This is a genomic window from Streptomyces sp. S.PB5, from assembly GCF_030403745.1.
In the GTDB taxonomy this organism is placed as follows: Bacteria; Actinomycetota; Actinomycetes; order Streptomycetales; family Streptomycetaceae; genus Streptomyces.
Map to the genome: position 1 here is coordinate 518,622 of NZ_JAQMWP010000004.1, position 23,197 is coordinate 541,818.

19 protein-coding genes and 1 tRNA gene are annotated in these 23,197 nt (G+C 70.7%); 16 read left to right on the forward strand and 4 right to left on the reverse strand.

The window, feature by feature from the left end:
• Positions 1-32: 32 nt before the first annotated feature.
• The 4 genes from PH203_RS13830 to PH203_RS13845 all read left to right on the forward strand — a co-directional run bounded on the left by PH203_RS13830 (position 33) and on the right by PH203_RS13845 (position 2,053).
• Entirely contained in the window at positions 33-1,397 is a 1,365-nt protein-coding gene (locus PH203_RS13830; RefSeq protein ID WP_289920232.1) for an MFS transporter, read from the forward strand.
• 69 nt (positions 1,398-1,466) lie between these two features.
• Positions 1,467-1,640: a hypothetical protein gene (locus PH203_RS13835; RefSeq protein ID WP_289920181.1), complete on the forward strand. Its 174-nt coding sequence runs from the start codon at positions 1,467-1,469 to the stop codon at positions 1,638-1,640.
• A 3-nt stretch (positions 1,641-1,643) separates the two neighbouring features.
• A complete protein-coding gene (locus tag PH203_RS13840; RefSeq protein ID WP_003976229.1) occupies positions 1,644-1,877 on the forward strand; it encodes a hypothetical protein in 234 nt (77 codons plus the stop codon).
• A 103-nt stretch (positions 1,878-1,980) separates the two neighbouring features.
• Positions 1,981-2,053: transfer RNA gene (locus PH203_RS13845), tRNA-Ala, on the forward strand.
• A gap of 128 nt (positions 2,054-2,181) precedes the next feature.
• Here the strand turns inward: PH203_RS13845 and PH203_RS13850 are convergent.
• Together PH203_RS13850 and PH203_RS13855 are read right to left on the reverse strand one after the other, a co-directional pair.
• On the reverse strand, positions 2,182-3,795 hold the full coding sequence (locus PH203_RS13850) for an NADH-quinone oxidoreductase subunit NuoF family protein (RefSeq protein WP_289920182.1): 1,614 nt from the start codon (positions 3,793-3,795) through the stop codon (positions 2,182-2,184).
• The gene (locus PH203_RS13855; RefSeq protein WP_289920183.1) at positions 3,792-5,111 is read right to left on the reverse strand and encodes a cytochrome b/b6 domain-containing protein; all 1,320 of its coding nucleotides are present in this window, start codon (positions 5,109-5,111) and stop codon (positions 3,792-3,794) included. Before PH203_RS13855 ends, PH203_RS13850 begins: the two co-directional genes overlap by 4 nt.
• 416 nt (positions 5,112-5,527) lie before the next feature.
• Between PH203_RS13855 and leuS the strand changes: the two genes are divergently transcribed.
• From leuS to PH203_RS13905, 10 genes are all read left to right on the forward strand, one after another.
• Positions 5,528-8,413 (forward strand): leucine--tRNA ligase, encoded by a 2,886-nt coding sequence (gene leuS / locus PH203_RS13860; RefSeq protein WP_289920184.1) that lies wholly within the window; start codon positions 5,528-5,530, stop codon positions 8,411-8,413.
• A 120-nt stretch (positions 8,414-8,533) separates the two neighbouring features.
• A complete protein-coding gene (locus PH203_RS13865) occupies positions 8,534-9,286 on the forward strand; it encodes a hypothetical protein (RefSeq protein ID WP_289920185.1) in 753 nt (250 codons plus the stop codon).
• A 72-nt stretch (positions 9,287-9,358) separates the two neighbouring features.
• Positions 9,359-10,204, forward strand: coding sequence for a DegV family protein (locus tag PH203_RS13870; RefSeq protein ID WP_289920186.1), 846 nt, complete (start codon positions 9,359-9,361; stop codon positions 10,202-10,204).
• A gap of 229 nt (positions 10,205-10,433) precedes the next feature.
• On the forward strand, positions 10,434-11,717 hold the full coding sequence (locus tag PH203_RS13875) for a ComEA family DNA-binding protein (protein ID WP_289920187.1): 1,284 nt from the start codon (positions 10,434-10,436) through the stop codon (positions 11,715-11,717).
• Positions 11,714-14,440 carry a ComEC/Rec2 family competence protein gene (locus tag PH203_RS13880; protein WP_289920188.1) on the forward strand — a complete coding sequence of 909 codons (2,727 nt, stop codon included), beginning with the start codon at positions 11,714-11,716 and terminating at the stop codon, positions 14,438-14,440. The genes PH203_RS13875 and PH203_RS13880 overlap by 4 nt, the downstream gene beginning before the upstream one ends.
• Positions 14,441-14,444: 4 nt before the next feature.
• Complete coding sequence (locus PH203_RS13885; RefSeq protein ID WP_289920189.1) at positions 14,445-15,425, forward strand: arylamine N-acetyltransferase; 981 nt, start codon at positions 14,445-14,447, stop codon at positions 15,423-15,425.
• A 40-nt stretch (positions 15,426-15,465) separates the two neighbouring features.
• Entirely contained in the window at positions 15,466-15,711 is a 246-nt protein-coding gene (locus tag PH203_RS13890; RefSeq protein ID WP_289920190.1) for a hypothetical protein, read from the forward strand.
• Between the two features lie 165 nt (positions 15,712-15,876).
• The gene (locus PH203_RS13895; RefSeq protein ID WP_289920191.1) at positions 15,877-16,035 is read left to right on the forward strand and encodes a hypothetical protein; all 159 of its coding nucleotides are present in this window, start codon (positions 15,877-15,879) and stop codon (positions 16,033-16,035) included.
• Between the two features lie 72 nt (positions 16,036-16,107).
• Positions 16,108-17,097 carry a DNA polymerase III subunit delta gene (gene holA, locus PH203_RS13900; protein WP_289920193.1) on the forward strand — a complete coding sequence of 330 codons (990 nt, stop codon included), beginning with the start codon at positions 16,108-16,110 and terminating at the stop codon, positions 17,095-17,097.
• 351 nt (positions 17,098-17,448) lie between these two features.
• A complete protein-coding gene (locus PH203_RS13905; protein WP_289920194.1) occupies positions 17,449-17,844 on the forward strand; it encodes a nuclear transport factor 2 family protein in 396 nt (131 codons plus the stop codon).
• A gap of 250 nt (positions 17,845-18,094) precedes the next feature.
• Here the strand turns inward: PH203_RS13905 and rpsT are convergent, their stop codons facing one another.
• Positions 18,095-18,361 carry a 30S ribosomal protein S20 gene (gene rpsT, locus PH203_RS13910; RefSeq protein WP_289920195.1) on the reverse strand — a complete coding sequence of 89 codons (267 nt, stop codon included), beginning with the start codon at positions 18,359-18,361 and terminating at the stop codon, positions 18,095-18,097.
• Positions 18,362-18,594: 233 nt separating this feature from the next.
• Here rpsT and lepA point away from each other — a divergent pair, with 233 nt between their 5' ends.
• On the forward strand, positions 18,595-20,463 hold the full coding sequence (gene lepA / locus PH203_RS13915; protein WP_289920196.1) for a translation elongation factor 4: 1,869 nt from the start codon (positions 18,595-18,597) through the stop codon (positions 20,461-20,463).
• 230 nt (positions 20,464-20,693) lie between these two features.
• A complete protein-coding gene (locus PH203_RS13920) occupies positions 20,694-22,568 on the forward strand; it encodes an AMP-dependent synthetase/ligase (RefSeq protein ID WP_289920197.1) in 1,875 nt (624 codons plus the stop codon).
• A 73-nt stretch (positions 22,569-22,641) separates the two neighbouring features.
• Here the strand turns inward: PH203_RS13920 and PH203_RS13925 are convergent, their stop codons facing one another.
• Positions 22,642-23,196, reverse strand: a complete 555-nt coding sequence (locus tag PH203_RS13925; RefSeq protein WP_289920198.1) for a response regulator — start codon at positions 23,194-23,196, stop codon at positions 22,642-22,644.
• Between the last annotated feature and the right edge of the window lies 1 nt (position 23,197).

Genomic DNA, 23,197 nt, shown 5'->3' on the forward strand with positions numbered 1-23,197 from the left:
CTGACAACGGACCCCGGCTGCTGCTCGCCGTCGTGCTCGCCGCTCTGTTCATGGCGCTGCTCGACGTCTTCATCGTGAACGTCGCGGCCCCCACCATCGGTACCGAACTCCACGCCTCCGGCGCCGAGTTGCAGCTGGTGGTCGCGGGCTACACCATCACGTACTCCGTGCTGCTGATCACCGGGGCCCGGCTCGGCGACCGGTTCGGGCACGGCCGGGTCCACCTCGCCGGGATGGCGCTGTTCACCGCCGCCTCGCTCGCCTGCGGTCTCGCGCAGGGCGCCACGGAACTCATCGTCTTCCGGCTGATCCAGGGCGCCGGCTCGGCGGTGATGATCCCGCAGGTGCTCAGCCTCATCCAGCGGAACTTCGTCGGCGAGGCGAGGGTGAAGGCGCTCGGCGCGTACTCGGCGGTCCTCGCCGTCGGCGCCGCCGCCGGGCAGATACTCGGCGGGGTCCTGGTCAGCGCCGATCTGCTGGGCACGGGCTGGCGGCCGGTGTTCCTGGTGAACGTGCCCGTCGGTGCCGCCCTCCTGGTCATCGGCCGACGCGTCCTGCCGCGGGAGCGCGGGGGCGAGCGGGAGCGCGGGCGCGGCATGGATCTGCCGGGACTGGTTCTGCTCGGCGCGGCCGTATCGCTGTTCACCGTGCCGCTGGTGCTCGGGCAGGAGGAGGACTGGCCGCTGTGGTCGTGGCTGTCCCTGGGCGCGGCCGCCGTGCTGTTCGCGGTGTTCTGGCGGTACGAGTCCGGGCTCGCCCGGCGCGGCGGTGACCCGCTGATCGCGCCCCGGGTGCTGCGCCACCCCGGCATGGGGCTCGCCGTGCTGCGGATCCTGGCCGTCATGGCCGTCAACGGGGGCTTCCTGTTCGTGCTCACGCTGCACGTCCAGGGCGGCCTCGGCTACAGCGCCCTGCGTGCCGGACTCACCTTCGCGCCGACCGCGGTCGTCTTCGGCGTGGTCGGGCTGACCTGGCGGCGCTGGCCCGCCGCATGGCAGCGCGCCCTGGAACCGACCGGGTTCCTGCTCACCGCCGTGGCCGTGGCCGGGGTCGGCCTGGCGCTCGACGGCGGCGGCGACGGCGGGGGGTGGGTGTACGTGGCGTACGCCGGGGTCGGCGTCGGGCTCGCGCTCGCCTTCAGCCCCACCCTGACCCGGGCACTGGCCACGGTGCGGCCCGAGGACGCGGCGGACGCCAGCGGGCTGCTCGCCACGGTCACCCAGCTCGGCCAGCTGACCGGTGTCGCCGCGTTCGGCACACTGTTCTTGAACCGGCTTGAGTCACTCGGGGCCCTGGAGGCGTATACCTCTGCGGAGGCGCTGTCGGCGTGCATGTTCGCGCTGGCCGGGACGGCTGCCCTGGGGGCCGTGTCCGGACTGGTACTGAGGCGTCGCTGACCGTATTGGTCCGGCCGTGGCAGAATCAAACGGCCGGAAGGGGGCGCGGCCCGACGGGAGGGAGCAGTGATGCCTGCGAGCATCCTCAAGGAGGTCGGCCACCTCCTTGAAGCAGCGTCGACACGGGACACGGTCACCCGGCTCACCTGCCCTTCCTGCGGTTCCCTCCGCGTCGCCCAGGTTCTCGGCGACAACGGCGGGATTTCCTACGTGTGCACGGCCTGCGGCCACAGCTGGAGCTGATCGATGGGTGCACACAGGCGTAAGTGTGATTGGTGCGGCAGCGGGACGCCGATCGTGCGGGACATGGAGCCGGTCAATCCCGACTACCAGTACTGGTGCGAGGAATGCGCGCGGGCGCTGATCATAAAAGGCGACCCGATCGAGACATACCGCGAACTCGAGGGCGAGCCGATCTACGGCCGGCTCCTGGAGGAACACTGCACGCTCAAGCGGTTCTACTCGTTCGTCACTGCGTGAGGCCCGCCGGGGAGCGGGCCGCAGGGAAACGATTTGGTGTTCCACCCGGGTGACCGTGTAATGTTGGCGTCGCCGCCGGGGAAACCCGGAGGACACCGAACACGGGGCTATAGCTCAGTTGGTAGAGCGCCTGCATGGCATGCAGGAGGTCAGGAGTTCAATTCTCCTTAGCTCCACAGAAAGATCCCGCCGGGTCGTCAAGATCCGGCGGGATTCTTGCTTTTCCAGGGGCAGTTGGCCCGCATGGTCCGCGTACGACGAGGGGGCCGCCCGGATCGGGCGGCCCCCTCGTCGTAGTGTCCGCTCAGCGGCCCAGGGCGCGGCGGCCGCGGCCCTGGGAGAGCACCGGCAGGTTGCGGGACGGGCCGTTGTCGCGCGGCGCCGACTCCTCGATGCGCAGGGCGAGGGCGGGGCAGCGGCGGACCGCGCGGAGGGCCTTCGCCTCGGCGTAACGCGGCACCTGGGCCTGGGCGACGGTCGGGAAGCCGTCGGCGCCGAGTTCGAAGACCTCCGGGAGGATGTCGGCGCACAGGCCGTGGCCCCGGCAGAGCGTCCAGTCGACGTAGATCTTCTGGCGGCTGGGGCCGTTCTCCTCGGACTCGGCGCCGCTCGGGAGGCCCGCGGGGGTGATGCCGCCCTCGAAGAGCGGCAGAACGCCCTGTACCGGCCGTCCGCAGCCGTTGCCGAGGACGTGCGCGGCGAGGTCGTCGGTGAACGCCTTGATGGTCGACTCCAGGAACATCGCGGAGCCGTCGGGGTGCGAGCACGCGCCGCGCCGCTTCACGTTCTTGGCGACCTGCTTGAGGGCCTCCAGGGCGGCGGGGCCGCCGCCGTTGATGATGTCCTCCATGCCGCGCGCGGCGGCCGGCAGACCCAGGTAGCAAGGGCCGCACTGCCCCGCGCTCTCCTCGGCCAGCCACTTCGCCACCATCAGCGACTCGCCCAGCGGGCAGGTCTCCTGACTGATCGGCAGGATGGCGCCCGCGCCGAGCGCGCCGCCGACCGCGTCCAGCGAGTTGCGGGAGACGACCGCCTCGTTGACCGTCGCGGCGTCGATCCACTTGCCGTGGTAGCCGCCGGTCAGCACCCCCTGGGGGACCGGCGGGGCGCCGGCGAGCTGCAGGATGTAGCGCAGCGGCACGCCCGTGGGGGCCTCGATCACCATGGGGCGGGCGACCGCGCCGGAGACCGTGAGCATGACGGTGCCCGGCTCGTCGTACAGGCCGGTGTTGCCGTAGCGCTCGGGGCCGATGCGGGCGGCGATGGCCAGTTGGGCGAAGGTCTCGGCGTTCGACAGGAGGGTCGGGGCGCCGCCGACGCCGTTCTGGGAGGCGCTGACCTTGCGGCCGGGCGGGATGGCCGGGCCGCCGTCGATGGAGCGGATCAGCGATGCTGCGGCTCCCGTGACCATACGGACGGGATTGCGCTGCACGCGCGCGCGTAGAGCCGAGCGGCGGCCGTTGCTGAGGCCGCGTTCGGCGAGGGCGGCCTCCATGGACCGCTGGGTGGACTCCCGGGTGACCCCCACCACGAGGGTGCGGGCGCCCAGGGCTTCGGCGACCAGCAGGGCGCCGTCCAGGATGAGGTGCGGGGCACGGTTGATGAGCACCGTGTCCTTGCGGCAGGCCGGTTCGTCCTCGCTTCCGTTGACGACGACGACCGGTCGCACACCGCGCTTGATGGCCGCCTCCGCGACCGAGCGCAGCTTCTTGTGGAAGGGGAAGCCCGCGCCGCCGCGGCCCTTCAGGTTGATGTTCTCGGCGAGCTTCGCGAGTTGCTCGCCGCCCAGGGGTTCGAGCGGCCCGTGCACTTTCAGGTGCATGGGCAGATCGAGTCTCTCGACAAGGTCGAAGCCCGACGTGAGCTGAGGAAGACCGACCACGCGGACTTCGGGGACGTCGGGCAGGGCCTCGTTCACCTATAGCCTCCGGAAGGCATGTTCCAAGGTTCGCCCGATCCCGGTGTGTCGAAGTCGTACGAGTCACCGGGCGATGGATCAGTGGCGGGACCGCTGTTGTACGTGTCGTTCGGGTAGTACGCGCCGGACACGGTGTTCGACTCACCGGTGTCGCGCACATCACCCTGGAGGTAGCCGGCCGTGCCCGAACTGCCATAGGTCGGGATGTTGTATCCCGTGTCCTGGAGCGGGTCGTAGGCCGACGGTGGCGCCTCGCCGACCGGCGGCGGTGACGGGATCGGCCAGCTGCCCGAGGTGCTGCCTCCGCCGTCGTAGCGCGGGACGGCCTGGGTGGGCTGCATGTCCGCCGACAGGTCCATCGGCAGGTCCATGCGGGCGGTCTGGTCGGCGCCGTACGTCGGCTGGGACGGGATGCGCGGGGCGTTCGGGGTGACGGCGCGGTAGGCGGCTGCGAAGCCGTTCGCGGGTTCCGGGGCGGGCGGTGCGGGGGCCTCGAAGGAGGTGGGGGCCGTACGGGGCGGCTGCATCGCGCGCGTGTTCTCGTAGCCCGGCAGCGAGGACGGGGCGGACGTCGCCTCCGCGTTCCTGGCGCGGCTGGCGTCCAGCTCCTCGCGGCCGGTCCACTCCTCGGCGCCCAGGAGCGCCTGGACACGGTCGGCGACCTTGCGCTTGAAGGGGCGCGGCGAGGCGCGCAGGGCGAGGGCGGCTATGACGCCGAGCAGGCACAGTTCGTACATGTAGGTGAAGATCGGGCTCTTCACCTCGCGTCCCGCGTACAGGCCGTGGACGAGCGCGAAGCACCAGGCCGGGTAGGCCATCATGTGCATCTTCCGCCAGCGGGCCGCGACCGGTGCGGGGGACGCGAACTGGTTGCGCAGCGCGCCGGTGATGCCGACGAAGATCATGAGCTGGCCGGCCAGGGTGCCGAGGCCGATGAGCCCGCCGCTGCCGGTGATGCCGAGCCCGAAGGGGATGAACGCGGCGATCCATGTCGTGTGGTCGAGCGTCAGCTTGATCCCGATGTGCAGCAGGAGGAAGGCGATCGAGCCCACTGCGGTGATCCGGTGGACGCCCTGAGCGATGATCCGCTGGCGGGTGTTGAGGATCATCCGGTCCTGAGCGACGAGTCCCCAGATGACCGAGCAGGTGAGGAGGACGAGCGCCACCACGCCCGCCCCGAAGTTGAGGAAGTCCTGCAGCCAGAGGCCGCCGTACACCACGACAAGGGGGATGGTCAGCAGAAAGACGGCCGAGGCCACCCCATAGGCCGACCGGCCGGGCTTGGGGAGCGTGCTGTTGCTACTACGAGGGTTCATGGGGGCAACTCCGAGCAGTTCGGGAAGGCGGTCCCGCTGCCGCACTCTAAGTGGAGCCATACCGATCAGTACGAGGTTTGAGTTATTGCGTTGTTATCAAAGGACTATGCGGTTGTTGTGATGTCCTTTAGCGGTCGTTACGCGAAGTAACTTTTGACTCTTGTTCAGTCCGGTGCCTGGTGTGCGGGGCCATAGGAGGCATACGTAAGCGCGTCGCAGCTTGCTCAACGGCTGCGGTACTCTGACGCCATGCGTGCCGTACGCCTTCTGCTTAGCGGGCCGCGCTGATCAGTCCCGACCACCGGGCGGACCGGGTGGGTCGGAATCGGCGCGGCGTCCCCTCCTGTGCGAGGGGATTTTTCGTTTCTTGAAACGACACCGCTGCTGGCAGAGACGATCGATGGAGCTTAAGGATCATGAGCGAGACGAACCCCGCTGCCGCCACTGGTGCGCCGGTGGATGCCGCGCCGAACCGCTACACGGCCGCCGTCGCGGCCGAGATCGAGGCACGCTGGCAGGACTTCTGGGACGCCGAGGGCACCTACGCCGCGCCGAACCCCAAGGGTGACCTGGCGGGCGACCCGGCGCTGGTCGCCAAGCCCAAGAAGTTCATCATGGACATGTTCCCGTACCCCTCCGGTGCGGGCCTGCACGTCGGCCACCCCCTGGGATACATCGCCACCGACGTCTTCGCGCGCTTCCAGCGCATGAACGGCCACAACGTCCTGCACACCCTGGGCTTCGACGCCTTCGGCCTGCCCGCCGAGCAGTACGCCGTGCAGACCGGCACGCACCCGCGGGTCTCCACCGAGGCCAACATCGAGAACATGAAGGTCCAGCTGCGCCGGCTGGGCCTGGGCCACGACAAGCGCCGGTCGTTCGCCACGATCGACCCCGAGTACTACAAGTGGACCCAGTGGATCTTCCTGCAGATCTTCGACTCCTGGTACGACGACGAGGCGAAGAAGGCCCGCCCGATCGCCGAGCTGGTCGCCCAGTTCGAGAGCGGTGAGCGCGCGGTCCCCGGCGGCCGTTCCTGGGACGCGCTGAACGCCGCCGAGCGCGCCGACGTCCTGGGCGAGTACCGCCTGGCCTACGCCTCCGACGCGCCCGTCAACTGGTGTCCCGGCCTGGGCACCGTGCTGGCCAACGAGGAGGTCACCGCCGACGGCCGCTCCGAGCGCGGCAACTTCCCCGTCTTCAAGGCCAAGCTGCGCCAGTGGAACATGCGCATCACCGCCTACGCCGACCGGCTGCTGGACGACCTGGACGCGCTGGACTGGCCCGAGGCCATCAAGCTGCAGCAGCGCAACTGGATCGGCCGCTCCGAGGGCGCCCGCGTCGACTTCCCGATCGACGGCGAGAACATCACGGTCTTCACCACCCGCCCCGACACCCTGTTCGGCGCGACCTACATGGTGCTGGCCCCCGAGCACCCGCTGGTCGAGAAGTTCACCCTGGCCGCCTGGCCCGAGGGCACCCACGACGTGTGGACCGGCGGTCACGCCACCCCGGCCGAGGCCGTCGCCGCCTACCGCGCGCAGGCCGCCTCCAAGTCCGACGTGGAGCGGCAGGCCGAGGCCAAGGACAAGACCGGCGTCTTCATCGGCTCGTACGCCACCAACCCGGTCAACGGCGAGCAGATCCCCGTCTTCATCGCCGACTACGTGCTGATGGGCTACGGTACCGGCGCGATCATGGCCGTCCCCGCGGGCGACCAGCGCGACTTCGAGTTCGCGCGCGCCTTCGAGCTGCCGATCGTCTGCATCGTCGAGCCGACCGACGGCCGCGGCACGGACACCTCCACATGGGAGGACGCCTTCGCCTCGTACGACGCGAAGATCATCAACTCCACCGGTGAGGGCGTCTCCCTGGACGGCCTGGGCGTCGTCGAGGCCAAGGCGCGCATCACCGAGTGGCTGGAGCAGCGGGGCATCGGCGAGGGCACCGTCAACTTCCGGCTGCGCGACTGGCTGTTCAGCCGCCAGCGCTACTGGGGCGAGCCCTTCCCGATCGTCTACGACGAGGACGGCGTCGCCCACTCGCTGCCCGAGTCGATGCTGCCGCTGGAGCTGCCCGAGGTCGAGGATTACTCGCCCCGCACCTTCGACCCGGACGACGCGGACACCTCCCCGGAGACCCCGCTGTCCCGGAACGAGGAGTGGGTCAACGTCACCCTGGACCTGGGCGACGGACGCGGTCCGCGCAAGTACCGGCGCGAGACCAACACCATGCCCAACTGGGCCGGTTCCTGCTGGTACGAGCTGCGCTACCTGGACCCGCACAACAGCGAGGCCCTGGTCGACCCCGAGATCGAGCAGTACTGGATGGGCCCGCGCGAGGGTCAGCCGCACGGCGGTGTCGACCTGTACGTCGGCGGCGCCGAGCACGCCGTGCTGCACCTGCTGTACGCGCGCTTCTGGTCCAAGGTGCTGTTCGACCTGGGGCACGTCTCCTCCGCGGAGCCGTTCCACAAGCTGTTCAACCAAGGCATGATCCAGGCCTTCGTCTACCGCGACAGCCGTGGCTTCCCGGTGCCGGCCGAAGAGGTGGAGGAGCGCGACGGCGCCTTCTGTTTCCAGGGCGAGAAGGTCACCAAGCTGCTGGGCAAGATGGGCAAGTCCCTGAAGAACGCGGTCACTCCGGAGTCCATCTGCGAGGAGTACGGCGCCGACACCCTGCGCCTGTACGAGATGGCGATGGGCCCGCTGGACGTCTCCCGGCCGTGGGACACGCGCGCGGTGGTCGGCCAGTTCCGGCTGCTGCAGCGGCTGTGGCGCAACGTCGTCGACGAGGCTACCGGCGAGGTGACGGTGGTCGACACCGAGGCCGACGAGGACACCCTGCGCGCCCTGCACAAGGCCATCGACGGCGTACGGCAGGACCTGGACGGCATGCGGTTCAACACCGCCATCGCCAAGGTCACCGAGCTGAACAACCACCTGACCAAGGCGGGCGGCGCGGTACCGCGCTCGGTCGCCGAGTCGCTGGTGTTGCTGGTCGCGCCGCTGGCCCCGCATATCGCCGAGGAGCTGTGGCGCAAGCTGGGGCACACCGACTCGGTCGTCCACCAGGACTTCCCGGTCGCCGACCCGGCCTACGTCGTGGACGAGACCGTGACCTGCGTCGTGCAGATCAAGGGCAAGGTCAAGGCCCGCCTGGAGGTCTCGCCGGCCATCTCCGACGAGGAACTGGAGAAGGTCGCGCTGGCCGACGACAAGGTCGTGGCGGCGCTGGACGGGGCGGGGATCCGGAAGGTGATCGTGCGGGCGCCGAAGCTGGTGAACATCGTTCCGGCGTAACGGTCCCCTAAGGGTTGGCTACGGGCAGGTTCGGGGTTCTTCTGGAACTCCGGGCCTGCCTGCCGCGTTTACCGTGGAAGAGCGGCGCGGAACATCGCGCCCGGCCGGAGGAGGAGCATCGTGGAGGCACTGTTGGCGATCGTCGCTCTGCTTTTCGTGCTCTTCCTGGCGCTCGGCGCCTACGCCACGGTGAAGGTGGTCGGCGCCGCCAAGCGAGGCGTGGACCGCACCCTCACCCAGGCCCGCCGCACGGTCGAGGACCACACCCTGCGGGCCAAGTCCTTCGCCCAGCCCGGCGCGGCCGGCGAACTGGCCCAGCTCCGGCTGAAGCTGCGCACCTCCATGCGCGCCACCCAGGACGCGCTGCACGCGGGCGTGGCCGAGGACGAGTCCCTCAAGGAGTCCCTCGCCCTCTTCCGCCGGCTCAGCGCGCACGGACACGAACTGGACGGCGAGCTGCGGCGTCTGGAGTCCGAGCCGGACCGGGCGACACTCGCCGAGCGGCTGCCCGCGCTGCGCGAGCGCACCGAGCAGATCACCCACTCCGCGGACTCCCTGCGCTGGGCGGCCCGCGACCGCGCCCGCCGTTTCGCGGACGACGACCTGGACTCGCTGAGCACCCAGATCGACATGGAGGCGGGCGCGCTGCGGCACTGGACCACGCCGGAGCAGTCCGACCCGTCGGAGCCCGCGCAGGCTCCGCCCCCGTGGCCCGAGGCGCCGGTCGCCGACGGTACGACGGCCCAGCAGACCTGGCCGGAGACACCGCGGTCGCGCACCGCCGAGGAGCCGACGCGGCCCGCCATCACCCCGCCGGGACAGCGCCCCGCCTACCCGTGGCAGAAGAAGCCCCGCCCCGAGAGCACGACTTGATCCGGTCAAGGCTCTCCCAGGTGAGAGGGGTCGGGCTGCCGCCCGGGCGCTACGCCAGGTAACCTCCAGCTCATGTCCCGCCATGTCGCGATCGTCACCGATTCAACGGCCTACCTGCCGCCGCGGACGATGGAGCGCCACGGCATCACCGCGGTGCCCCTGACCGTGGTTCTCGGCGACCAGGCGCTCGAAGAGGGCACCGAGATCTCGACCCGGTCACTGGCCCAGGCACTGCAGAAGCGGCGCTCCGTCACCACCTCGCGGCCCAGCCCCCAGCTCTTCGCGGAGACCTACCGCAGGGTCGCCGAGTCCGGCGCGACCGGCATCGTCTCCCTGCATCTGTCCGCCGAGCTCTCCGGCACCTACGACGCGGCGGTGCTCGCGGCGCGCGAGGCGCCGGTGCCGGTGCGGGTCGTGGACACCGGGATGATCGCGATGGCCCTCGGCTTCTGCGCACTCGCGGCGGCGGAGGCCGCGGAGGCGGGCGGCACGGTGGACGAGGCGGTCACGGCCGCGGAGAAGCGGGCCGCGGGCACCTCCGCCTACTTCTACGTCGACACCCTCGACTATCTCCGCCGGGGCGGACGTATCGGGGCCGCGCAGGCGCTCCTCGGGTCCGCGCTCGCGGTCAAGCCGCTGCTGCAGCTGGAGGGCGGCCGGATCGAGCCGCTGGAGAAGGTGCGCACGGCGTCGAAGGCGATCGCCCGGCTGGAGGAGATCGTGGCCGACCGGGCGGGCAGTGCGCAGGTCGACATCGCCGTTCACCATCTCGCCGCCTCCGACCGGGCGTCGGCGTTGGCGGACCGGTTGCGGGCTCGGGTGCCGGGGCTGGCGGATCTCCATGTGAGCGAGGTCGGGGCGGTCATCGGGGCGCATACGGGGCCGGGGTTGTTGGGAGCTGTGGTTTCGCCGCGGTGATGTGTGAGGCGGGGAGCGTGGGTGGTGGGGCGGCGGGACGCGGGGTCCTGGATGCGGGTTCCGTGATGTGGGGTACGGGGTTCTGGCTGCCGGCGGGACGAGGGTGCCCGGCGCGGGTGAGTGGCTGACTGTCACTCGTGTGGGTGGCGGAGTTATCCACAACCGGGATGTCGTCCCCGGGAATTGAGCAAGATCATCGCGAAAGCGCGGAGTGCCCGATCCTCGTCGCATGGCACTTCGATCACGTTCACGCACAGCGACTCCGACCAGCGGGCCGGGCCGTGGGCCCGCCTCCGACACCCGCACCCGCCATCGCCGGCAGACACCCGCCCGGGGACGGGCCCGGGCCCGGCAGCGGTACGCGTCGGCCGAGGAGCTCCGGCGGCGCGCGGAGGTCATCTTCGCCGAACGCGCCGGGGAGCGGCGGGAGTCGGGGACGGGGCCGCCGGATGGGGAGCGGTGGAGCGGGCCGGACGAGGGCGCGGACGAAGCCGGGTGGGGCGGGTACGCGCATGAGGTCGGTGCGCGGGCCGTCGGAGCCGGGAGTGCCGACGGGGGGCGTGGGGCTGCTGCCGGGCTGAGTACGGATGGCGGCGAGGCCGATGTACCGGCTGGGGCTGTCGTCGGGGCGGGCGGCGCGAGCGCGGGCGGGAACGGGAGCGCGGGCGGGACGGCCGACCGCAGGCATGCGCAGGTCGACTGGGCTGATGTCGCTTCGGCGCCGGGGGACTGGCGGGGGCGGGCCGGGCTTGCCCTGCGGGAGCGGATGCCGGTGTGGCTGCAGGCCAGGTGCGGGGTGGAGCGGCGGAGTGTGGTCGCGCTCGCCGTGCTGCTTGTCGTTGCCGCCGGGTTCGCCGTGCAGCACTTCTGGGCCGGGCGGACACAGGACGTACGGGCGCCGGAGGTTGTGGCGGCTCCCTATGGAGGGGAGCGAGCGGAGGCCGAGGCCGGCGGTTCTGCCTCCGCCTCGGCGGGGGCGCCCAACGCGGCGGGTACGGCGGGTACTGCGGGTACGTCGGTGGCGGAGATCGTCGTGGACGTCAGCGGCAAGGTGCGGGAACCCGGGATCCACCGCCTCCCCGCCGGGGCGCGTGTCGCCGACGCGCTGCGTGCGGCCGGTGGCGTGCGGCCCGGGACGGACACCGTGGGTCTCAACCGGGCCCGGTTCCTTGTGGACGGGGAGCAGGTCGTCGTCGGGGGACCTGCCGTGCCGGGGGCCGGGGCGGCAGGGACTGCGGCGGGTGGCGCGGCCGGTGGCGTGGTCGGTGCGGCGGGTGGCCTGTCCGGTGCGGGCGGTTCGGTGCCGGGCGCGGGGTCCGGGGCGCCGGTCTCCCTCAACACCGCCACCGTGGAACAACTGGACACCCTGCCGGGCGTCGGTCCGGTCCTGGCTCAGCACATCCTCGACTACCGCACACAGCACGGTGGTTTCCGCTCGGTGGACGAGCTGCGGGAGGTCAATGGCATCGGCGCACGCCGGTTTGCCGATCTGCGGAATCTCGTACGGCCATGAGGGGCGTCCCCGAGATGCCGGTCCCCTCGCCGCCCGGGTCCCGCCGTGCCGTGCACGCCGTCTCCGGCAAACGGCTCGGGGCGGCCCATCCCCGGCAGGAAGGACCGACCGACCTACGGCTCGTGCCGCCCGCGCTGGCCGCCTGGGCGACGGCGGCGCTGCTGCTGGGCGCCGCGCCGGAGTGGAGCATCGGGGTCGCCGCCGTGTGCCTGGTCGCAGGGGGCGTGCTTCTGCTGATGCGGCGCCGTGCGGGGGTGCGGGTCGCGGTCGCCGCGGTGCTGTTGTGCGTCGCCTCGGCGGCGGCCTCGGCCGGGCTGCACGGAGCCGACCTGCGCCGTGGGCCGGTTCCGGGGTTGGCGCGGGAGTACGCGACCGTGACCGCGGAGGTCGAGATCACCTCCGACCCGCGGCTCACCCGGCCGCGGGTGAAGGGGGACCACGTGGCGCCGACCTCCGTGCTGATCAACGGTGAGGTGCGGCGGGTGGCGAGGGCCGACGGGACGGCGGTGGCGACGCGGGCGCCGGTGCTGGTGATGGTCGATGTGGGGAGCGGAAGGGCCGGGACGACCGGGGCTGGGACGGCCGGGAGGGCTGGGGGCGGGAGTACCGGGGCGCCGAGGGCGGGCTCGGGGGGTGAGGGGACTCCGGGAGATGCCGCCTCCCCGAGCGGGGCGATCGGCGAGGGTTCCTCCGGCGACGGATCGGCAGCCGGTGGCCCTCGGGTCGACGGGGCCGAGGCCTCTCCCTGGCTCGGGTTGCTGCCTTCCACACGGGTTCGGGTGACCGCGCGGCTGGCGCCGCCCCTGGCCGGGGGTGATCGGATCGCGGCCGTGGCGCGGGTGCGGGGGCAGGGGGTGCCGGAGGTCGTGGCCGGGGCCTCGGGGGCGCAGCGGTTGGCGGGGCGGTTGCGGGGCGGGTTGCGGGAGGCCACCGAGCACTTGGAGGAGGATGCGCGGGCGCTGTTGCCGGGGCTGGTCGTGGGGGACACCTCGCGGATCACTCCGGAGTTGGACGAGGCGTTCAAGGAGACCGACCTCGCGCATACGCTCGCCGTCTCCGGGAGCAACCTCACGATCATCCTCGCCCTGCTCATCGGACCGCCCGGCCTGGCCCAGCGGGCCGAGCGGAAGGGGCTCGCGCCCCGGCTAGGCATTCCGCTGCGGACGACCGCGCTGCTCGGCGGGGCGCTCACGCTCGCCTTCGTCGTCGTGTGCAGACCCGACCCCAGTGTGCTGCGGGCCGCGGCGTGCGGAACCGTCGTGCTGGTCGCCCTGGCGACCGGACGCCGGAGATCGCTGATCCCGGCGCTGGCGACGGCCGTGCTGCTGCTGGTGCTGTACGACCCGTGGCTGGCCCGGAGCTATGGATTCCTGCTGTCCGTACTGGCCACCGGGGCCCTGCTCACGCTCGCGCCCCGCTGGAGTGCGGCCCTGCGACGGCATCGGGTGCCACCGCGACTGGCCGAGGCACTGGCCGCCGCGGGGGCCGCACAGGCCCTGTGCGCGCCGGTCGTGGCGGTGCTGTCGGCGCGGGTGAGTCTGGTGGCGGTGCCGTGCAATCTGCTCGTGGAGTTCGCGGTGGCGCCGGCCACGGTGCTGGGCTTTGCCGCACTCGCGATCGCGCCCGTGGCGATGCCGGCCGCCAAGGCGGTTGCCTGGTGCGCGAGTTGGCCCGCGGGGTGGATCGCGGACGTCGCCCGGACCGGGGCGGCGCTGCCCGGTGCCGGGGTGGACTGGCCCGGCAGCTGGACCGGGGCGGCGCTGCTCGGCCTGGCCACGGTGGCCGTGGTGACGGTAGGGCGGCGACTGCTGCGGCACCCCTGGTGGTGCGCCGTGTGCGGAATGCTGCTCGTGCTGGCGGTGGTGCAGCCGCCGCCGCTGACCCGGGTGGTCACGGGGTGGCCGCCGCCGGGCTGGCGCTTCGTGATGTGCGACGTCGGGCAGGGCGATGCGACGGTACTCGCGGCGGGCGACGGCACCGGGGTGGTCGTGGACGCGGGACCCGATCCCACGCTCGTCGACCGGTGCCTGCGCACCCTGGGCATCACTCGTGTCCCACTGGTCGTGCTCACCCACTTCCACGCCGATCATGTGGCGGGCCTGCCCGGTGTGCTGCGTGGCCGGTCCGTGGGGGCGATCGAGACGACCGGGTTCGAAGAGCCCGTGGACCAGGTGGAGTTCGTACGGAGACAGGCGGCGCGGTGGAACGTGCCGCTCACCCGGGCCGCGGCCGGGGAGCGGCGCCGGACCGGGGAGCTGTCCTGGGAGGTCGTGTGGCCGCCGCCGAGCGGTCCGGGTGCCGGGGATCCTTCGCCGGGAGCGCCGTTGCCCACCGTGCCTCCGGCGCCGGAACCGGAAGGGCCGAACGATGCCAGTGTCGCCCTGCTCGTGCGGTCGGGCGGGCTGCGGTTCCTGTTGCTCGGGGACCTCGAACCCCCGGGCCAGCAAGCGCTGTTGAGGTCACCGGCGGGGGCGGCGCTAGGTGGGGTGGATGTGCTCAAGGTCGCCCATCATGGCTCGGCCTATCAGGATCCGGAACTCATACGCCGGGTGGCACCGAGGGTGGCGCTCATCTCGGTGGGACGGGACAACTCGTACGGGCATCCGGCGCCCGGTACGGTCGCGGCGCTGCGGGCGTCGGGCGCGGTGGTGCTGCGGACGGACGAGGACGGCGCGCTGGCGGTCGCGGGGACGGGCGAGGCGCTGCGGGTGGCGGGAGACTGAGGGCATGAATCCCGCAGAGACCGACGCCTATCTCCGACGCCTGGGGGTCGAACACCCGGCGTGGCCCACCGTGGACGTCCTGCGCGAGCTGCAGCTGCGCCATCTGCAGACCGTGCCCTTCGAGAACCTGTCGATCCACCTCGGAGAGGAGATCGTGCTGGAGGAGAAACGGCTGCTGGACAAGGTGGTGGGGGCGCGGCGGGGCGGGTTCTGCTACGAACTCAACGGCGTCTTCGGGGCGTTGCTCACCGCGCTGGGCTTCGACGTGACCTTGCTCGCGGCGCGGGTGTACGGGGAGGAGGGGCGGCTCGGTATCCCGTTCGACCATCTCGCGCTGCGGGTGCGGACGGTGGACGGGGGCGAGTGGCTGGTCGACGTCGGCTTCGGGGCGCACAGCCATCATCCGCTGGCGGCCGGGGCGCGGGGTGAGCAGGTGGATCCCGGGGGGACGTTCCGGGTGGTCGAGGCGGGGCCGGACGCGGCCGGGGTGCGGGGCGCGCTGGACGGGGCCGGAGGTACGGGGGCTGGTGGTGCGCGGACCGGGCGTACGGGAGCCGGGGGTGAGGGGGCCGGGCGCACGAGGGTCGGGGGTGAGGATCTAAATCTCGGGGATCTGAATTTCGGGGACCTGGATGTCGCGGACCTGGATGTCCTCATGGACGGCAAGCCGCAGTATCGGCTGGAGGCACGGCCCCGGGCGCTCGGTGACTTCGTGGCGGGCGCGTGGTGGCACAGCACCTCACCGGCCTCGCACTTCACGCGGTCGTTGGTGTGTTCGCGGGTCACCGAGGAGGGCGGACGGATCACTCTGGCCGGCCGGAGTCTCACGGTGACGGCTGCGGACGGGACGCGTGCGGTGCGGGAGCTGGCGACGGACGAGGAGGTGCTGGGGGTGTATCGGGAGCGGTTCGGGATCGTGCTGGAGCGGGTGCCGGCGGTGCGCAGTGCCGGGCAGCTCGACGGGCGGCAGCTGTCCGGGGGATGAGCCGGCGTTCGCCGTCGGCGGGGTGGCCGACAATGGCTTCGTGAGTGATGTGAGACATGTGCTGGTGCTGCCCGACCGGGATGCCGCGGAGGAGGTGGCGGAGGCGCTCGGGGAGCGGTTCGGGGTGTCCGAGGAGCCGCAGCTGGTGCGGGACGCGCTGGCCGGGGAGGACGACGCGGAGGACGCGCAGTGGCTGGTGGTGCTGCGGGACGAGGCCGGGCGGCTGGATCCTGCGGAGCTGGATGAGTTCGTGGGGGAGTGGGACGGGTGGCGGGAGGAGCCGTAGCCGGTGGCGGGCGTGGGTCCGGGCATGGGTGTCGGTTTCGGCGTCGGCATGGGCCCGGGCATGGGCGCAGGAGCGCGAGCGGGTCGTGGACCAGGGGATGTCACATTCCGGTGCTCTGTCGCGTCTAGTTGGTGCAGCCGACCGCTACACCGAGGAGCCGAGGCCATGAACACGGTCGTGTGGACCGCGCAGTTCCTGCTTGCGACGGTGCTGATCCTTGTCCAGGCCGCGAGCCGTCTGCGGCCGTCGGACCGGACGGGTGCCATGGCGGTCAATATGATGCTGATCGCTCTGTGCACGCTTGTCACCGCGGTGCAGGGGTGAGCTCGCCGCGGGCGTGCGTGCCTGGCGGGCGGTCTGTCCTTGGTGTCAGTGGCGCGTGCCATGCTTTGTGTGATGGCCAAGAAGAGTGCGAATGACGACCCCCTTGCCCCGGTGACGCTTGCCGTGGGGCAGGAGGACCTCCTGCTCGACCGTGCGGTGCAGGAGGTGGTGGCGGCTGCCCGGGCGGCCGATGCCGACACCGATGTACGGGATCTGACCCCGGAGCAGTTGCAGCCCGGGACGCTTGCCGAGCTGACCAGTCCGTCGCTCTTCGCGGAGCGCAAGGTCGTGGTCGTGCGGAACGCGCAGGATCTGTCGGCCGACACGGTCAAGGACGTGAAGGCCTATCTCGGGGCGCCGGCCGAGGAGATCACCCTTGTGCTGCTGCACGCCGGTGGGGCCAAGGGCAAGGGGCTGCTCGATGCCGCGCGCAAGGTGGGGGCGCGGGAGGTGGCCTGTCCGAAGATGACCAAGCCCGCGGATCGGCTGGGCTTTGTCCGGGGGGAGTTCCGGGCGGCGGGGCGGTCGGCCACGCCCGAGGCGTGTCAGGCGTTGGTCGACGCGATCGGGAGTGATCTGCGGGAGCTCGCGTCGGCCGTGTCGCAGCTGGTCGCGGACATCGAGGGGACGATCGACGAGGCCGTCGTCGGGCGCTATTACACCGGGCGGGCCGAGGCGTCGAGCTTCACCGTCGCGGATCGGGCGGTCGAGGGGCGGGCCGCGGAGGCGTTGGAGGCGTTGCGGTGGTCGTTGGCCACCGGGGTGGCTCCGGTGATGATCACCAGTGCGCTGGCCCAGGGGGTGCGGGCGATCGGGAAGCTGTCGTCGGCTCGGGGTGGACGGCCGGCGGATCTTGCGCGGGAGCTGGGGATGCCGCCGTGGAAGATCGACCGGGTGCGGCAGCAGATGCGGGGGTGGACTCCGGATGGGGTTGCCGTCGCTTTGCGGGCGGTGGCTGAGGCGGATGCGGGGGTGAAGGGCGGGGGGGACGATCCCGAGTATGCGCTGGAGAAGGCGGTTGTCGTGATTGCTCGGGCTGCGCGGTCGCGGGGGCGGGGGTGAGGGTGCGGTTCGGGGGCGGCCGGGGTTTGTGGTGAGTGTTCGGTGCGGTGTGGTCGGCCTCGGGTTTTCTTCGCCCCCGCCGCCCCTACCCGTTCCCGTCCTCCAGGGGCGCTGCCCCTTCGACCCCGGGTCCCTGGGGGCTGCCGCCCCCCAGACCCCCGCTTCGGCCCTGAACGGGCTTCGTCCTCAAACTCCCCCAGAGAGGGCACCCCCCAGAGGGGCTTAGATTGCCGGCAACGCGGTGACACCCCCTTCCCCCGGCACCTCCCCACAACGCGTGACGCCCCCTCAAGGAGGACAATCGGCCCATCAGCCGTACATCGCCGAAGCATCGGAAAGGTGGCGGTAACCATGGCTGAACACCCGCACGCCGCGCTCGTCCGCAGGGGATACGAGGCGTTCTCGCAGGGGGACATGGAGACCCTGCGCACGCTCATCGCCGGGGATGCCACACATCATGTGCCCGGTACGCACCCGCTCTCCGGTGACTACAAGGGGCTGGACTCGATCATCGAGCTGTATCGGCGGCTCGGTGAGGAGACCGGTGGGACCCTGCAGGTCCAGTTGCGGTATCTGCTCGTCGATGGGCGAGGGCATGTCATGACCCTGCACCGGTTCACCGCCGAGCGGCAGGGGAGGCGTATGGACGAGACGGGAGGGATCGTCTTCCGGATCGTCGGTGAGAAGGTCACCGATCTCGACGAGTGTGTCGAGAACATCGACGCGAGTGATGAGTTCTGGGCGTAGCCCGCCTCGTCCCGCCTCATCCCGCCTGGCCTCGTGACTCCCGTGACACCCCCCTCCTCGCACGCCGAAGGCCCCGGCTCCCGCCCTGGGGAAGGGCAGGCTCCGGGGCCTTCGGGTCACGCTGTTCACGCTTGTCGAGCTCGTACCCGCGTGGCGAACGCAGGCCGCGTACGAGCTCTGGGTGCCGGACGGGAGCGGATGAGAGAGGGCCCGCTCTGGGTCCTTCCGGCGGTCAGATCAAAAGAAGGTGTCAGCCCTTGAGGGACGCGACCTTCGAAGCAAGCGCCGACTTCTTGTTGGCGGCCTGGTTCTTGTGGATGACGCCCTTCGAGACGGCCTTGTCGAGCTGACGCGCGGCAGCGCGCTGGTACTCGGTGGCCTTCTCGATGTCACCCGCGGCAGCAGCCTCACGGGCCTTGCGGACCGCGGTCTTCAGGGAGGACTTGACGGCCTTGTTGCGCAGCCGAGCCTTCTCGTTGGTCTTGATCCGCTTGATCTGGGACTTGATGTTCGCCACTGATTGAGCCTTTTCAGGTTCAGGCACGGGACCGCAAGGGACCCGGGCCAGGTGATTTCTTGGGGTGTGCCTCGTGCTGAGAGGGCATGAGACACAGCCACCCAGGCTACCAGGGGCCCAGCTGATGGCCCAAAACGGTCTCCGGTCGCCCGCCGTGGGACCATGGAGCCTACGTATCGATCCGACCCGAGCCGCTGCTGACCCTGCGGATACCTCAAGAATCAGGACCCTGCGTGCCCGCGACCCCTAACAATGTGCCCGAGCCGAGCCGTACCGACCCGGCTCTGATCCGCAATTTCTGCATCATCGCGCACATCGACCACGGCAAGTCCACCCTCGCCGACCGGATGCTCCAGCTGACCGGTGTGGTCGAGCAGCGGCAGATGCGTGCTCAGTACCTCGACCGTATGGACATCGAGCGCGAGCGTGGCATCACGATCAAGTCCCAGGCCGTGCGTCTGCCGTGGGCCCCCACCACGGACCCCGGCAACACGCACATCCTCAACATGATCGACACCCCCGGGCACGTCGACTTCACCTACGAGGTCTCGCGGTCGCTGGCCGCCTGCGAGGGCACCGTCCTCCTCGTCGACGCCGCCCAGGGCATCGAGGCCCAGACCCTCGCCAACCTCTACCTGGCGATGGAGAACGACCTCACGATCATCCCCGTACTCAACAAGATCGACCTGCCGGCCGCTCAGCCCGAGAAGTTCGCCGAGGAGCTGGCCAATCTCGTCGGGTGCGACCCGGATGACGTGCTGCGCGTCTCCGCCAAGACCGGGCTCGGTGTCGACGCGCTGCTCGACAAGGTCGTCAAGGAGGTCCCGGCGCCGGTCGGCGTCGCGGACGCCCCCGCCCGCGCGATGATCTTCGACTCCGTCTACGACTCCTACCGGGGTGTCGTGACATACGTCCGTGTCATCGACGGGCAGCTCAACAAGCGCGAGCGGATCCGGATGATGTCCACCGGGGCCACGCACGAGCTTCTTGAGATCGGGACGAACTCGCCCGAGATGCTCGGCGCCGACGGGCTCGGGGTCGGTGAGGTGGGTTACCTCATCACCGGTGTGAAGGACGTCCGGCAGTCCAAGGTCGGTGACACCGTCACCAGCCAGGCCAAGGGCGCGACCGAGGCGCTCGGCGGGTACAAGGACCCCAAGCCCATGGTCTTCTCCGGGCTCTATCCGCTGGACGGCTCCGACTACCCCGAGCTGCGCGAGGCCCTCGACAAGCTCCAGCTCAACGACGCCGCGCTCGTCTACGAGCCGGAGACCTCCGCGGCTCTCGGCTTCGGATTCCGAGTCGGCTTCCTCGGGCTGCTGCACCTCGACGTGATCCGTGAGCGGCTCGAGCGCGAGTTCGGGCTCGACCTCATCGCCACCGCGCCCAACGTGGTCTACCGGGTGGTCATGGAGGACGGCACCGAGCACGTCGTCACCAACCCGAGCGAGTTCCCCGAGGGCAAGATCAACGAGGTGTACGAGCCCGTCGTGCGCGCCACGATCCTCGCGCCCTCCGAGTTCATCGGCGCGATCATGGAGCTGTGCCAGACCCGGCGCGGCACCCTGCTCGGCATGGACTACCTCTCCGAGGACCGCGTCGAGATCCGGTACACGCTCCCCCTCGCGGAGATCGTCTTCGACTTCTTCGACCAGCTGAAGTCCAAGACCCGCGGCTACGCCTCCCTCGACTACGAGCCCACCGGCGAGCAGACCTCCAGCCTCGTCAAGGTCGACATCCTGCTGCACGGCGACAAGGTCGACGCCTTCTCGGCGATCACGCACAAGGACGCGGCGTACGCGTACGGTGTGCGGCTCGTCGCCAAGCTGCGCGAGCTCATCCCGCGGCAGGCCTTCGAGGTGCCCATCCAGGCGGCCATCGGCTCCCGGGTCATCGCCCGCGAGACCATCCGCGCCATCCGCAAGGACGTCCTCGCCAAGTGCTACGGCGGTGACATCTCCCGTAAGCGGAAGCTCCTGGAGAAGCAGAAGGAGGGCAAGAAGCGGATGAAGATGGTGGGCTCTGTGGAGGTTCCGCAGGAGGCCTTCATCGCCGTACTGAGCAGCGACGACAGCGCGGGTTCCGGCAAGGGCAAGAAGTAACGGCCGTTTTCCCGTGAAAATAGGGGCTCGACGCGTATGAGCGCGACGGGCCCCTACGCATGCGTAACGTCGCTGTCTGTACGAAGTAACAGGCCGCCGCCCCTTACATAGGGACCGGTCGCGCTCTAGTCTGATCTCCACTCGATGGTTACTCGTGAGTTAAACAACACTCGAGAGCACACCAGCCGCACTGAGCAGCCGCCGCACTGTCGCGGGCCCCGGAGGATGTCGTGAGCGACACACAGACCCTGATCGAGAACCGTCCGCCCAGCGTGGCGACCCTCTTCCTGGAGCGCGTCTCGGCCACGCCGGACGCCGAGGCATATCGCTACCCCGTGCCTGCAGCCTCCGGCGAGGGGCCCGACGAGTGGAAGTCGCTGAGCTGGGGGCAGACCGCCGAGCGGGTCTACGCCATCGCCGCCGGTCTGATCGAGCTCGGGGTGGAGCCCGAGCAGCGGGTCGCGCTGTCCTCCTCGACCCGGATCGAGTGGATCCTCGCGGACCTCGGCATCCTGTGCGCCGGTGCCGCCACGACCACGGTGTATCCGCAGACCAACGCCGACGAGTCCGCGTTCATCGTCTCCGACTCCGACAGCCGGGTCCTCTTCGCGGAGAACGCCGAGCAGCTCGCCAAGGCGCAGGAGAAGCGCGCCGAGCTGCCCGACCTCCACCACGTCGTGGTCTTCGACGCCGAGGGCGTGGAGACCGGCGACTGGGTGCTGACCCTCGCCGAGCTGGAGGCCCGGGGCGCGGCCCGGCTGGAGAAGGACCCCGACCTGATCAAGGAGAAGGTCGGCGCGCTCACCAAGGACCAGCTGGCCACGCTGATCTACACCTCCGGCACCACCGGCCGCCCCAAGGGTGTGCGCCTGCCGCACGACAACTGGGCCTACATGGCCAAGGCCATCGCCGCAACCGGGCTGATCAGCTCCGAGGACGTGCAGTACCTGTGGCTGCCGCTCGCGCACGTCTTCGGCAAGGTGCTCACCTCCGGGCAGATCGAGGTCGGCCACGTCACCGCCGTCGACGGCCGCGTCGACAAGATCATCGAGAATCTGCCGGTCGTGCAGCCGACGTACATGGCGGCCGTCCCGCGTATCTTCGAGAAGGTCTACAACGGCATCGCCAACAAGGCCCGTGCGGGCGGCGGCGCCAAGTACAAGATCTTCCAGTGGGCGGCCGGGGTCGCCCGCGAGTACGCCAAGGTCACCCAGGACAACTTCCGCCGCACCGGCACCGCGAGCGCCCCGTTCGCCCTGGAGGCCAAGCACAAGGTCGCCGACGCGCTGGTGTACGCCAAGATCCGCGAGGCGTTCGGCGGCAAGCTGCGCGCCTGTGTCTCCGGCTCCGTGGCCCTCGCCCCGGAGATCGGGTTCTTCTTCGCCGGCGCCGGCATCCACATCCTCGAGGGCTACGGCCTCACGGAGTCCTCCGCCGCGTCCTTCGTGAACCCGGGCGAGGCCTACCGCACCGGTACGGTCGGCAAGCCGCTGCCCGGCACGGAGGTGCGGATCGCCGAGGACGGCGAGATCCTGCTGCGCGGGCCCGGCATCATGGAGGGCTACCACGGGCTGCCCGAGAAGACCGCCGAGGTCCTGGAGGCCGACGGCTGGTTCCACACCGGGGACATCGGTGAGCTCTCGCCCGACGGGTACCTGCGGATCACCGACCGCAAGAAGGACCTCTTCAAGACCTCCGGCGGCAAGTACATCGCGCCGACCGAGGTGGAGGGTCAGTTCAAGTCGGTCTGCCCGTACGTCTCCAACATCCTCGTGCACGGCGCCGACCGGAACTTCTGCACCGCGCTCATCGCGCTCGACGAGGTGTCGATCCTCGGCTGGGCGAAGGAGAACGGGCTGGACGGGAAGTCGTACGCGGAGGTCGTGGCCGCGCCGGTGACGGTCGAGATGATCGACGGGTACGTCAAGCAGCTCAACGAGGGTCTCCAGCGCTGGCAGACCATCAAGAAGTTCCGGCTGCTGCCTCGGGATCTCGACGTCGAGCACGGTGAGATCACGCCCAGCCTGAAGCTGAAGCGGCCCGTTGTGGAGCGGGAGTACAAGCACCTCATCGAGGAGATGTACGCCGGGACTCGCGAGAAGTAAGGGGTGGCGGGGGACTGCTCGGCGGCTGCGGGTGCTTCGTGGCTTGTCGCGCAGTTCCCCGCGCCCCTTCAGGTCAGTTGATGCGCCGCCTGCTCAGAAGGTGCCGCAGTTCTACTACTCGGGTGCGCTGCGGCTCGGCCAGATCGTTCTCCAGCTCCGCCAATTGTCGGCCCACCTCCTCGTAGTCCGCCTGCTGTTGCGCCAGGAAGCGCTCCAACTGCTGGTTCTTTCGGTGCAGGTCCAGGAACACCGTCACCTTCGCCCGTAGCACCCACGGGTCGAAGGGCTTCGTCAGATAGTCCGCTGCCCCCGTCGCGTAGCCGCGGAAGGCGTAGCCGGAGTCGTCCTCCGCGCCGGTCAGGAAGATGATCGGGACGTCCTTGGTCTGGTCGAGCCGTTTGATGTTCGCGGCGGTCTCGAAGCCGTCCATGCCCGGCATGCGGACGTCGAGCAGGACGAGGGCGAACTGCTGGCGCAGCAGTGCCTTCATCGCCTCCTCGCCCGAACGTGCGCGTACCAGTGGCTCGTTGAGGGACCCCAGGACGGCCTCCAGGGCTACCAGGTTGTCCTCCATGTCGTCGACGAGGAGGATGCTGGCGCGCTCTTCGGTCGTTGCCTCAGCGCTCATG

Excerpts from the sequence above, each read along its gene's own strand:
- PH203_RS13835 (WP_289920181.1), top strand. The coding sequence starts at position 1,467 with ATGCCTGCGAGCATCCTCAAGGAGGTCGGCCACCTCCTTGAAGCAGCG.
- PH203_RS13840 (WP_003976229.1), top strand. The coding sequence starts at position 1,644 with ATGGGTGCACACAGGCGTAAGTGTGATTGGTGCGGCAGCGGGACGCCG.
- PH203_RS13855 (WP_289920183.1), bottom strand. The coding sequence starts at position 5,111 with ATGAACCCTCGTAGTAGCAACAGCACGCTCCCCAAGCCCGGCCGGTCG.
- leuS (WP_289920184.1), top strand. The coding sequence starts at position 5,528 with ATGAGCGAGACGAACCCCGCTGCCGCCACTGGTGCGCCGGTGGATGCC.
- PH203_RS13870 (WP_289920186.1), top strand. The coding sequence starts at position 9,359 with ATGTCCCGCCATGTCGCGATCGTCACCGATTCAACGGCCTACCTGCCG.
- PH203_RS13875 (WP_289920187.1), top strand. The coding sequence starts at position 10,434 with ATGGCACTTCGATCACGTTCACGCACAGCGACTCCGACCAGCGGGCCG.
- PH203_RS13880 (WP_289920188.1), top strand. The coding sequence starts at position 11,714 with ATGAGGGGCGTCCCCGAGATGCCGGTCCCCTCGCCGCCCGGGTCCCGC.
- PH203_RS13885 (WP_289920189.1), top strand. The coding sequence starts at position 14,445 with ATGAATCCCGCAGAGACCGACGCCTATCTCCGACGCCTGGGGGTCGAA.
- PH203_RS13895 (WP_289920191.1), top strand. The coding sequence starts at position 15,877 with ATGAACACGGTCGTGTGGACCGCGCAGTTCCTGCTTGCGACGGTGCTG.
- holA (WP_289920193.1), top strand. The coding sequence starts at position 16,108 with ATGGCCAAGAAGAGTGCGAATGACGACCCCCTTGCCCCGGTGACGCTT.
- PH203_RS13905 (WP_289920194.1), top strand. The coding sequence starts at position 17,449 with ATGGCTGAACACCCGCACGCCGCGCTCGTCCGCAGGGGATACGAGGCG.
- PH203_RS13925 (WP_289920198.1), bottom strand. The coding sequence starts at position 23,196 with ATGAGCGCTGAGGCAACGACCGAAGAGCGCGCCAGCATCCTCCTCGTC.